Source organism: Trichocoleus sp. ST-U1 (assembly GCF_039961835.1).
In the GTDB taxonomy this organism is placed as follows: Bacteria; Cyanobacteriota; Cyanobacteriia; order Cyanobacteriales; family FACHB-T130; genus FACHB-T130.
Genome location: NZ_JAMPJZ010000006.1, coordinates 81,544 through 93,902, shown reverse-complemented (window position 1 = coordinate 93,902; position 12,359 = coordinate 81,544). Strand labels below are relative to the sequence as shown.

Below are 12,359 nucleotides of genomic sequence, written 5' to 3'. Positions count from 1 at the left end.
AATTTTTAACGATTTATGACACTGCTTTAATAAGCGCAAAAAATATTCATTAATTTTTGTAACTTAATTAATCGGAACACGTCAAAGGAGCATCTACACTCGCTGTATCTTAGAAAATTTGCTAGTCATCAAACTTCTGACGCTCTTTCCCTTTGACGCCCCACCACAAGATAGACATCAACCATTTGCTGTTTGCCCTTCAGTGGCAATGGCCCCCAAGATTCAACCAGAAACTGGTTATCAAGATGAACCAGGGTTTCCTTGCCGATGAGGACGCGGCAGTTGCTTGGTTGGCGGTGTTTCTCGCAACTTTCCAAGCGAGCGGCAGTATTAACGCTGTCCCCAATGACGCCATATTCTAGGCGGTCTTTGCCTCCTAAACTGCCAACGACGACGGGACCCGTAAAAATTCCAATTCGCATCTGGATGACTGGCAAGCCACGAGTTTTCCAGTTTTGGTTCAATTCCTCTAGAATTTCGCCGATTGCTAGAGCGCATTCTATCGAGCGCTGGGCATCAAGAGCGACTTCCTCCTTGTGGATGCGATCCATCGGCACGCCAAACACAGCCATGAAGCCATCCCCGGTAAACTTGTTGATAATGCCTTCATGGCCGATGATTTCGTGGGTGACGACATCCAGCATTTCATTTAACCATTCCAGCAAAGCTTCCGGAGGCATTTGTTCGGCAATGGTACTGAAATCTTTGATATCTGCAAACATCATGGTTGCGATTAGCTTAATTCCTGGTAATTTCCCAGATTTGATCAAGCGATCGCGTCCTTTCCAGAGAGCTTTGGCAACTTCCGGTGAAGTATTCTGTCCCAAAAGCTTCATGATAATTTGTTGCTGCTGCTGTGCATCATAAGAGCGGTAGGTAATGACCACCCCGCTGGTGAGGATAAATCCCAGTACGGGAGCCGACAGAGGCACCCATCCTTGCACAGTAAATAGATAGAAGCAGGTGCCCAACAGAACCCCCAAACCAACGCCGCAGCCCAAAATTAAGACAACGGGATGCCGCAACCACCAAGCCGCGATCGCTCCCAGCAGCGTCCATCCGACAATCCATAACACCTCTATCCGTTCATCCCAGAACCAAAATAGGGGTCGCTCCCCCGTGGCAGCGTCAAGGAATTGGCTGACCATCTGGGCATGAACCAAGACGCCGGGCATCTTGGCGATTGTCTTTTCGGCTGGGCTGTAGGGGGTTGAGAAAGTATCTTTGGCGCTGGGTGCCGTTGTGCCAATCAGCACAATCTTATTTTTCACCCAGTTCGGGTCAATCTGTCCCTTTAATACTTGGGTGAGCGTAACTTGCCGCGCCACGTTTGAAGATCGGTAATTTAGCAGAACTTGGTATCCCCGCGGGTCGATGTTGTGATACCCGCCAGAGTTTTGTTGGAGCGGGACAAATACCGCTTTTGCCAGTTGAATATAATCGGGATTTTGTTGGCTGGACTCTGGTGTGATGCCTACACTTTCTAAGTAAGCGATCGCTAGCCGTAGGGAAAACGAGAAATAAGTGCTTGTATCATCCGAGACAAACAATAGATTGCGACGGACAACGCCATCCGGATCGAGCAGCAAATCGTTAAAACCAACTCGATCCTCTGGAAAGCCCGGCGGCGGCGACACCAGTTCCAGCTCCGTATCGCCAAATTTCTTAATGGCAAAGATATTTTTTTCCCGGAGTTGCACCTTAAGTTCGGCATTTCCTGGTTGTTGCGGGATTTCCCGATACACATCTAAGCCAATTACTTGAGGCTGCAATGATTGCAACTTTGCCAATAGCTGCGCCATTGTCCGGTCGGATAAAGGCCATTGTTTCTGAGTGCGAATGTCGCCTTCTGTAATGCCCACAACTAAGAGGCGAGGGTCGGGACCTGGATCGGAATGTAACCGCACCAGTTGGTCTAAAGCGACGAGTTCTAGAGGTTGTAGACCGCCCAAATGACGCACTCCTAAAACGAACCCGCTCACAACAAGACTAGCGATCGCTACCACTCGCACACCCGTGAATTCCGACAACGCAATCTTGAGGCGATCGCTTAGATCCAATAGCGTGGATGTCTGGGACTTAAAAAAGCCTTTCATCATCGCCCTAGCCTTAGCGGAGCTAACATGGGGAGAAACAGAGGCAAAGACAGAGCCATAGCATTTTCTACTGTAGCTTTTGGGCTAATTTCGGGAATTGAAAACTGGTAAATTTACCGACTGCTGATTTGGCATTACCACATTATGGCACTTGGATAGTGACGGGCTACACCCCTCATTCTGGGTAAACAGTCAGGAATCATGGAAAAAGAAAAAATCGCTAATTTCTAGAAATAGGTTCGATCGAGAGAGGAAAGCGACTTACAAATATCGCCAACCCTATACAAGTCAATCTTTATAGACGACTTCTTTCCCACAACAAGATTACCGAATGCAGTTATTTCCACATTCTCCCTAGAAGCCTCTGAAGTTCCTATCCTGCCTAATTTGTACTCTCTTGAGAGGAAGGAATTAAGGGCTACCAACCACTGCATCATCCCGGCTTTGGACTGACAACACATCCAAAGTGGGAGGTTATCATAGGGTGAATGTTGATATTTCTTAAAAAAAGTTATCAATGCAGTTTTCCCCCTCTGGTATGTCCGAAATCAAGAACTCCGCGATCAAAAAGGTGTTCTTTGGTCATGAGCCGACTCCTGAGTTATGCGCCATTCTAACGGTCTATTTGGTGCAGGGAATCTTGGGTTTAGCGCGTCTAGCAGTCAGCTTTTTTCTCAAAGATGAACTGTCGCTAAGTCCGGCTCAAGTTTCGGCTTTGATGGGCATTGCTGCCATTCCTTGGGTGGTAAAGCCGTTATTTGGTTTTCTGTCAGATGGTCTACCGTTGTTTGGCTACCGGCGGCGACCCTATCTGATTTTATCTGGACTATTGGGAGCGATTTCCTGGTTTAGTCTGGCAACGATTGTGCATACAGCTTGGGCGGCGACAGTGGCGATCGCGCTTTCGTCCCTCTCGGTAGCGGTTAGCGATGTAATTGTAGACTCGCTGGTGGTAGAACGAGCCAGGGCAGAGTCTCAGAGTGATGCCGGTTCCCTGCAATCCCTCTCCTGGGGTGCCTCATCGCTGGGAGGCTTAGTAACTGCGTATTTTAGCGGTTTCCTTTTGCAACACTTCGGGAGCCATACTATTTTTGCCATTACCGCTGGTTTCCCCTTAATTGTGTCAGCGGTTGCTTGGTTAATTGCAGAAGAGCCAATTAGCGATCGCCCGGATGTCTCCACCGTTGCCAACCAGATCAAACAACTGGGAAAAGCGGTTAGCCAAAAATCAATCTGGCTACCAACCGCCTTTCTGTTCCTTTTGCAAGCCACACCGACCGCAGATAGTGCCTTTTTCTACTTCACTACCAACGAACTAGGGTTTGAGCCAGAATTTTTGGGACGGGTACGTCTCGTCACCAGTCTCGCCTCCCTGCTCGGAATTGCAATTTTTCAACGATTTCTCAAAGCCGTCCCCTTTCGCACCATTTTCACCTGGACAACGATCATCGCAGCGGCACTCGGAATGACCACGCTGCTGCTGGTGACTCATACCAACCGCTCTTTAGGCATCGACGATCGCTGGTTCAGCCTGGGAGACAGTCTGATTCTGACCGTTATGGGACAGATTGCTTATATGCCCTTGTTGGTACTCGCGGCGCGGCTATGTCCGCCTGGAGTAGAAGCAACCTTGTTTGCGCTGCTGATGTCGGTGACAAATATGGCAGGGTTATTGTCCCACGAACTGGGAGCCGTCCTCACCTATTGGCTGGGCATCACCGAAAGGAATTTTGACCATCTCTGGCAGTTGGTCGTGATTACGAATCTATCAACCCTTTTGCCGCTGCCGCTGATTGGTTGGCTACCCGCAGGCAAACCGGAAACTGAGCCATCTGGCGAGATGCCAAGCTTGCAACCGTCATCAGCCATACATATTCAGTCAGCCCCCATTCAGCATCGGGAACGGTCTTTTGTTCCTGACTTTCTTCCAGAACTCATCCCCACAGTAGAAGAACCCGCCGACTAAAAGAGGAAGGATCGAGAGTAGGCAGTGCTGATTCCGTTTCCCGTTTCAGACTGGAAACGAAAATCAGAAAGCTGCTGCACTCACTAGGCGGATGCAATGAAATTGAAGATTTTCGTCGGTTGGGACGCCAGGAAACCCAACACCTGCATCGGGTAGCGATCGCTATCCCATCCGACAAATCATTCATCCGTGTGACTTAACGTGCAGCGGCGCTAACACGTCTGTTTATAGTTCACGATCGCGTCACGAGTTTTTCTAAGCCGAACTGTTTAATATGCAAATACCCACACCAGAACGCTTTCCGGTGCCCACAGAGGTGCCCGATCAAATTCCCTACCACATTAAAAAGTGGCAAAAGGGCTATGAATCTTTGCCGCAAGAATTCGATTATTGGATTGATGACATTGAAGGGGAGATTCCCGCAGAACTAGAAGGAACGCTGTTTCGGAATGGCCCCGGGTTGCTAGATGTCAAGGGTCAACGCATCCATCACCCATTTGACGGGGATGGCATGATTGCCAGGATCGCTTTTTCAGAAGGTCGCGCCCACTTTCGCAATCGCTTTGTCCGCACACAGGGCTATGTGGAAGAACAGAAAGCCGGTAAAATTCTCTATCGCGGCGTCTTTGGCACCCAGAAGCCCGGTGGTTGGCTAGCCAATGCTTTTGATGTGAAACTCAAAAATATTGCCAACACCAACGTCATTTACTGGGGGGGCAAACTCCTGGCGCTTTGGGAAGCTGCCGAACCTCATCTTTTAGACCCCAACACCTTGGAAACCCTGGGGAAAGAATATTTGGACGGGGTTTTGCAAAATGGTGACGCCTTTGCCGCTCATCCTCGCATTGACCCTAGATGCGATCGCCAGGGTGGTGCCCCTTGCCTGGTGAACTTTGCCATTAAACCGGGTCTTTCCAGCACCATCATCATCTATGAATTAGACGCGGCTGGCAAAGTTGTGCAGCAGAACTCTCACAGCGTTCCTGGCTTCGCCTTCATTCACGATTTTGCGATTACGCCCAATTACTGCATCTTCTTCCAAAATCCGGTTTCCTTCAACCCGGTGCCTTTCCTGCTGGGATTTCGCGGTGCGGGTGAGTGTGTCAAGTTCCAGGCGGAGCAACTCACCCGGATTGTGGTGATTCCCCGCAACCCCCAACCAGGGGAAAAAATGCAAATTTTTGAAACTCAGTCGGGTTTTGTCTTCCACCATGCCAATGCCTTTGAGCAAGGGGACGAAATTTGTATTGACTCAATTTGCTATGAGTCTTTTCCAGAAGTTGAGCCGGAATCAGACTATCGGGAGGTAGACTTTCAGGCACTATCCCCCGGACAAATGTGGCGGTTCCAGTTTAATTTAAAGGATAAAGATAAAACGGTACGGCGGAGGCTTTTAGAAAGCCGTTGCTGCGAGTTTCCCTTCGTTCATCCCGAACGAGTCGGACGCCCTTATCAGTATCTATATCTGGGTGCAGCTCATGCTGCCGAGGGCAATGCGCCTCTCCAAGCTATCCTCAAGGTGGATTTAGAATCAGATTGTCGCCAACTCTGGAGTGCAGCACCCCAAGGCTATGTTAGCGAACCGATCTTTGTCCCTCGTCCGGGTGCTACCCGTGAAGATGAGGGTTGGGTGCTGACGTTAGTTTACGACTCTTCTCACCACCGCTCTGATGTCGTTATTTTAGATGCCGCACACGTCGATCGAGGTCCGGTGGCGCGATTGCACTTGAAGCATCATATCCCTTATGGGTTGCATGGCAACTTTACGTCCCACTGCTTTGCGCCCAGCCACTAGCTCTCTAGTCAGCCAATTTTGGATTTTAAAGCGGTTATGGAGGAGCGATCGCTCCTCTAAAAGCTAAAATTCGCTGACCGCTGTACTATAAATCTTTGCAAACCTAGTAATCTCCACCTTCTCTTTTGCATCAAGATAGGATACCTTTGGCTGAAGTATCCCAAGCGGAGCTGGGATGAAATTCAGCATCGTTATTACGACTTATAATCGCCTTTCCTTGCTAAAACGGGCAATTGACACTTCTCTTGCCCAAACATTCCCCTGTGAAGTCATTGTTGCGGATGACTGCTCCTCGGATGGCACCCAAGCCTATGTAAGCGGTTTAGTGGCAGCGCTTCGTGCCAAAGGTGACGAACGCCTCGTTTATCACCGCAATCAGATTAACCTGGGTCACTCGGCGACGATGAACGCTGGAGTGCAGCTTGCTAAAGGCGAGTGGATTAAGCCGGTTGATGATGATGACTATTTAGCACCGAATTTTCTAGAGGAAATGAATCGGGCGATCGCCCTGTGTCCAAACGCTGTCATTGCCTCTTGTCAGGCGGCGCAGGTTGATGTCAACGAGGTCGAACTTTACAGAACCAGACAAATTGGTCCCGGCAAAGCCTTCTCTATTCCCCAAGAAGACCTTCATTTTGGGATGCTACTAGAACTTATCCCCTTTGGTACTCCGATTCAAGTTGTCTTCGCTCGTTGGGCTTTTCTGAAATCCGGCGGTTGGGATTCTAGCTTAGATGCGAACTTTGATGACATTGATTCTTGGATCAAAATTTCCCAGTTTGGAGATGCTGTTTTTGTAAATCAGTGCCTTGCTTATCGCACAATTTGGCCTGGAGCTTACAATCAAAAGTTTCCCCTTAAAACGAGGATGGATACTAATATTTTAATCAAGGAGAAAATCTATGCTTTGGTGAGTGAAACTCACCGTCCTAAAACTCCACCCATTAAAAATATTCAAGCTTATCTTAAACTACATTGGAGTCTTGTAGCTCTCAAGCAAGGAAAAATTTTGAGTGCTATCAAAATGGCATTTCCCGCAGTTTTTTCAGTGAGTGCATGGAAGCTTTTAGTAATTAACAATCTATCAAGTTCTCAGCAACTATTCTTGCCTCAAAAGCAAGTTGATACCAATGATTCGCTGTCTAAATCAATTCCTTATTCGGAATCTATTCATAGCTCTATTGTTCCAAAAGTTCGGTCTAAAACAGCACAACTTCAAGAATTACGCATTTCTCTAAAATTCCGCTGTAGCCGGATTGCTTTCAAGCAAGGAGAATTTTTTAGCGCTATCAAAATGGCTGGAAATGGTCTCGTTTCGTTAGTTGGATGGAAGCTTTTTGGGATAACGGATTTTCCTCAATCTCTTAACAAAAAGCTCCAGAACCAAAATCATTTACTAGATAGAAATGTTCTAGTGATGGAAAAAATCTATGCTTTAGTTAGTGAAAAACACCAATCTACTATTTCCAACCTTCAAGAGTGGCAAGCTTATTTCAAACTGCGTGCAGGATTTTTAGCGATTCGGCAAGGAAAATTAGCGATCACTTCTCAAATGGTATTCCCCGCTATATTTTCCTTTGCTGCATGGAAGCTATTAGTAAAAGTTATTTTATTGCGGCAACACCATAGTAAAGAACCCTTAATTCGCCGGTTAGTGCTATACAGATTACCAGAAGGCAAAAATAAGGATTGAAAGGGAAGATAGCACCTTCCCAGATTTGTGAAAATATTACTTTTCTCTGTCCCTTTGCCTCAATCGCTTTTTTTTCTAAAGAATATTGCTTGAATCGCTTTTTGAGCTTGATATAGTGTTGTCTTAAATAATTTGTGAAGCGAGATACCCGACTTTTTTAAAAAAGCTGGGTAGCTGAAACACTAGCATCTCCCAACTAAAATAGGATTGCTATATTAGGTTTCATCTCACCCCAAGCTTTAAAAAGCCCTTAGCGAAGCGGCAGCCATTCACCGGGGTATAGCCTTGCTCCTGCACAAAAGGAAATTGTTGAAGAATGGGCTGGCCTAAGCGATCGCAATCAAAATTACCGAACTCTGTTGAACCGGGTTTGCGAAAAGCAAAAACATACGCAGTTTCACTGCGATCGCGCCTCATCGGCTTGGTATTGCTGGTTGTTGTCCTGGTATTGGCGTTGATGTACACAAACTTTGAGGAACGCCGACACCAAACAACTCAAATTCAGGCAGAGGCGCTACAAATAACTAGGCTGGCTACCGCTAACCAAGAGCGCTTGATTGACAGCAAAGGGATAATTTTAGCTCACTACCCTAACCCCGAAGCCTGGGTTAGGCAAGCCGCACCGGAAGCAGCTTTGGTTAAAACGATGCTGACGCAAAAAAGGGTAGGTACGGTGGAAGCTTCTGGCGTGGATGGTATAACGCGCTTGTATGCGATCGCGCCCTTGGAGGGCACTTGTAGGAATCAGGGCGATCGCTGCAACCTCTACGTGTTGGCGGGCAGCCGCAAAACCGTCGCTTTTGCGGCTGCCGATCGGCAGTTGTACCGCAACATAGCAGGCATGGGATTGGTCGCCGTGTTAGCGATCGCTGCTACTTGGATGGGTAGCGAGGTGTTGATGTTGCGTCGGGTGAAGGCGCTCCTGAAGGCAATGCAGCAGCTCTCAGAAGGCGATTTGAGCGTTCGTAGCGGGGTGACTCACGGTTTCGGAGTCAGGGAATTGGCGGGTGCTTTTGACACGATGGCGGCGTCGCTAGAACGTTCTGAGCGCGATCGCCAGTCGGCAGAAACTGTTTTGCGAGAACGAGAAAAAAAATATCGCTCATTGGTGAACAGCCTGCCACAGGTGCTATTCCAGACTGATGAAGCCGGATATTGGACATTTCTTAATCCCGCCTGGAAAGAAATTACCGGCTTCGCCCTCGAAGAAAGTATTGGTAAGAATTTAATCGATTTTGTTCATCCGAGCGATCGCCCACAACACCGCGAAGAATTTCGCTCCCTCATTGAACGCCAGAAAGAATTTTATCGGTATCAGGCGAGATATCTGAGTGCAAACGGCGACTATCGTTGGCTGGAAGGACACGGCAAATTAACATTGGCTTCCGACGGAACGATTATCGGTACGTCCGGCACCCTGAGGGACATTACCGATCAAAAACAGGCACAAGAAGCCCTATTAACCACAAATCAAACGCTGCAAACCCTGATTGAAACTTCACCGTTAGCGATCGTAACGCTCGATGTTAATCGGAACGTCACCCTGTGGAATCCAGAGGCTGAGCATCTTTTTGAGTGGAAATCAGCAGAAGTTGTCGGCTATCCGCTGCCGATTTTCCCCCCGGATCAACAGGAAGCGTTTCATGCCTTGCTTCAGGCTGACTTACATGGCGGAGGAGATCGTGGTAGCGGTGGCAGGGAATTCCGCAGCCAAAAGAAAGACGGCACCTTGATTGACGTTAGCCTTTGGACAGCCCTGCTGCAAGATGTCAATGGCAAGATGAGCGGCAGCATTGGCATCTTCGCCAATATTAGCGAAAGCCTGCGGCACGCTACGCTACGCAATCGCGCTCTGGAAGCGCTGCGGGAAAGCGAAACCCGTTACCGCCTCGTCGCTAAAGCCAGCAACGATGCAATCTGGGACTGGGATTTACTGACAAACCGCGTAGAGTGGAACGAATCCCTGCAAAAACTCTTCGGCTATGCGGAAACTGAAGTAGGTTTTGATGCCAGGTGGTGGTACGAAAATATACATCCAGAAGACAGAGAGCGGGTTGTCAGTGGGATTCATGCTGCAATTGACAGTGGAAGACAAATCTGGTCGGATGAATACCGCTACCGTCGCGCCGATAACTCTTATGCCTTAGCGAGCGATCGGGGATTTATCGTCCATGACGATAAGGGGAATCCAGTGCGGATGATCGGCGCGATGATAGACATCAGCGAAAGCCTGCGGCACGCTACGCTACGCAAGCAAGCTGAGGCGCTGATCGCAGGGCAAAAACAGGTACTCGAAATGATTGCCACCGGCGCAGCACTGGGTGATGTTCTGGATGTTTTGGCTCGGTTTATCGAGACCCAATCCGGTGAGGGCTTTTGTTCGATTCTGCTAGTTGACGAAAAAGAGAACAAGTTACGACATGGAGTCGCTCCTAGCCTTCCCGAAAGCTACACTCAGGCGATTGATGGTATCGCGATTGGTCCTGGTTTTGGTTGCTGTAGTAAGGCAGCGTATTTCGGTAAACCCGTGATTGTCTCAGATATTGAGAGCGATCGCCTTTGGGCGGATTTCCGAGATTTGGCATTAAGCCATCAACTACAAAGCTGTTGGTCTACGCCTATTTTTTCCAGTAACGGTAAGGTATTAGGCGTTTTTGTAATGTATCATCCCGACGCGAGGCGACCGAATCAGGATGAGTTATATCTGACCGAGATTGCGACCCAAATTGCGGGAATTGCTCTGGAACGCCAGCAAGCAGAGGCAGCATTGCAACAGAGTGAAGATCAACTGCGCTTGATTACAGATGCTTTGCCGGTGCTGATTGCCTATGTCGATTCGGAACAGTGCTATCACTTTAACAATCGGGCTTACGAACAATGGTTCGGCAAATCTCAGGCGGAAGTCATCGGACAGCCCATTAGAAAAATTTTAGGGGACTCGGCTTATCAGGCAATTCAGCCGTATGTCGAGGCAGCATTGTCCGGGCAGGAAGTAACCTACGAAAGCCCTATATCCTATGAATATGGAGGGATGCGTTGGGTCAATGCTACTTACCTGCCACATTTTGGGGAACACGGTGAAGTCAAAGGATTTATTGCCTTAGTCAGCAACATCACCGAACGAAAAGTGGCTGAGGAAGCGTTGCGGCAGAGTGAGGAACGATATCGTTCTTTGGCACGGGCAACCTCACAGATGGTTTGGACTTCCAACCCCCAAGGTGAGGTTGTGACGGATCAACCGGATTGGAGAGCCTATACGGGTCAAAGCGAGGCAGAAATACTAAGCTGGCACTGGCTAGATGCCATTCATCCAGACGATCGCGATCGCATTGCCGAGCAGTGGTCTAACGCTATCCAAACGAAAAGCCTCTATGACACAGAGTTTCGGCTGCGGCGTGCTGATGGTATTTACCGCTACTTCAATGTCCGTGGGGTTCCAGTATTATCAAAAGACGGCGATGTGCGAGAGTGGATCGGCACCTGCACCGACATTACCGAAAAAGTCCAGGCAGAGGAAGCAATTCGACAGTTGAACGCGGAACTTGAACAACGAGTCATCAAACGAACCGCGCAACTGGAAGCTGCAAATCAAGAGTTAGAAGCTTTCTGTTATTCCATCTCTCACGACTTGCGATCGCCCTTGCGTGCTATCAACGGATTTTCGCGGATTTTGCTGGAAGAATATCTAGAACAACTCGATCCGGAAGCCCAACGCTACCAGAAACTGGTGCGGGATAATGCTCAGCAAATGGGACAGCTGATTGATGACTTGCTGACATTTTCGCGCCTTTCGCGCCAGCCACTGAGAAAACAAACTGTAGCGATCGCTGATTTGGTACGTCAAGTACTGGCAGACTTATGGCACGAACAGCAAAATCGCCAATTTGAAATAAATATCGGCAATTTACCCGCCTGCGAAGGCGATCCTGCTTTACTTAAGCAAGTAGTTGTCAACTTGCTGACAAACGCTCTAAAATTCACGCGCGGTCGGGAAGTCGCCCAGATTGAAATTGGCTATCGTCATCAGTCATTTACGAATGACCCAGAACTAGAGACAAATGTCTTTTCAACCACTGTCGTTTATTTCGTCAAAGACAACGGCGCAGGCTTTGATATGCGATACGCTCATAAACTCTTTGGCGTCTTCCAACGGCTGCATCGTGCGGAAGATTACGAAGGAACCGGAGTCGGACTCGCGATCGTGCAGCGCATCATCCATCGCCACGGCGGACGTATTTGGGCTGAGTCAGGCGTTAACCAAGGCACAACATTTTACTTTACCCTGGCAGAGGGAAATATTCATGAGTGAGCGCACAGCAGAATGTTTGCTGGTCGAAGACAATCCCAACGACCTAGAATTAGCACTTTATGCTTTGCGAAAGCACAACCTTGGCGATCGCATTCAAGTTGCCCGCGACGGTGCGGAAGCCTTAGACTACATTTTCCGGACAGGTGCCTATCGCGATCGCTATCCGGAAAACTACCCCAAAGTCATTCTCCTCGACCTCAAACTCCCCAGAGTAGACGGCTTGGAAGTCTTGCAACGCCTCAAATCTGACCCCCAAACCCGCATGATTCCAGTCGTCATCCTCACCTCGTCGAACGAAGAACGCGACATCGTAGAAAGTTACCAGTTGGGCGTCAACAGTTATATCGTGAAGCCGGTGAACTTTGAACAGTTTACCGAAGCAGTGCAGCAATTAGGCTTGTACTGGCTGCTGTTAAACCAGCTGCCAAGCCGCTAGCATTCTTCAGGCTAAAAATTCTAAAAACCGCAATTAAATTTACGCTCAACACCTCATAATTCAG

6 protein-coding genes are annotated in these 12,359 nt (G+C 48.5%); 5 read left to right on the top strand and 1 reads right to left on the bottom strand.

Annotated features, from left to right (window positions below; genetic code table 11):
* Positions 1 to 128: 128 nt before the first annotated feature.
* Complete coding sequence (locus tag NDA06_RS04295; RefSeq protein ID WP_242047431.1) at positions 129 to 2,099, bottom strand: adenylate/guanylate cyclase domain-containing protein; 1,971 nt, start codon at positions 2,097 to 2,099, stop codon at positions 129 to 131.
* Between the two features lie 514 nt (positions 2,100 to 2,613).
* On the opposite strand from NDA06_RS04295, the gene NDA06_RS04290 reads away from it, so the two are divergent.
* From NDA06_RS04290 to NDA06_RS04270, 5 genes are all read left to right on the top strand, one after another.
* Positions 2,614 to 4,062, top strand: a complete 1,449-nt coding sequence (locus NDA06_RS04290) for a folate/biopterin family MFS transporter (RefSeq protein WP_190429056.1) — start codon at positions 2,614 to 2,616, stop codon at positions 4,060 to 4,062.
* A 274-nt stretch (positions 4,063 to 4,336) separates the two neighbouring features.
* A complete protein-coding gene (locus NDA06_RS04285) occupies positions 4,337 to 5,857 on the top strand; it encodes a carotenoid oxygenase family protein (protein WP_190985592.1) in 1,521 nt (506 codons plus the stop codon).
* 175 nt (positions 5,858 to 6,032) lie between these two features.
* A complete protein-coding gene (locus NDA06_RS04280; RefSeq protein WP_190985591.1) occupies positions 6,033 to 7,550 on the top strand; it encodes a glycosyltransferase family A protein in 1,518 nt (505 codons plus the stop codon).
* Positions 7,551 to 7,866: 316 nt separating this feature from the next.
* Positions 7,867 to 11,859 (top strand): PAS domain S-box protein, encoded by a 3,993-nt coding sequence (locus tag NDA06_RS04275; protein ID WP_199324060.1) that lies wholly within the window; start codon positions 7,867 to 7,869, stop codon positions 11,857 to 11,859.
* The gene (locus NDA06_RS04270) at positions 11,852 to 12,295 is read left to right on the top strand and encodes a response regulator (protein ID WP_190413703.1); all 444 of its coding nucleotides are present in this window, start codon (positions 11,852 to 11,854) and stop codon (positions 12,293 to 12,295) included. Before NDA06_RS04275 ends, NDA06_RS04270 begins: the two co-directional genes overlap by 8 nt.
* The last annotated feature ends 64 nt before the right edge of the window (positions 12,296 to 12,359 follow it).

Excerpts from the sequence above, each read along its gene's own strand:
- NDA06_RS04295 (WP_242047431.1), bottom strand. The coding sequence starts at position 2,099 with ATGATGAAAGGCTTTTTTAAGTCCCAGACATCCACGCTATTGGATCTA.
- NDA06_RS04290 (WP_190429056.1), top strand. The coding sequence starts at position 2,614 with ATGCAGTTTTCCCCCTCTGGTATGTCCGAAATCAAGAACTCCGCGATC.
- NDA06_RS04285 (WP_190985592.1), top strand. The coding sequence starts at position 4,337 with ATGCAAATACCCACACCAGAACGCTTTCCGGTGCCCACAGAGGTGCCC.
- NDA06_RS04280 (WP_190985591.1), top strand. The coding sequence starts at position 6,033 with ATGAAATTCAGCATCGTTATTACGACTTATAATCGCCTTTCCTTGCTA.
- NDA06_RS04275 (WP_199324060.1), top strand. The coding sequence starts at position 7,867 with ATGGGCTGGCCTAAGCGATCGCAATCAAAATTACCGAACTCTGTTGAA.
- NDA06_RS04270 (WP_190413703.1), top strand. The coding sequence starts at position 11,852 with ATGAGTGAGCGCACAGCAGAATGTTTGCTGGTCGAAGACAATCCCAAC.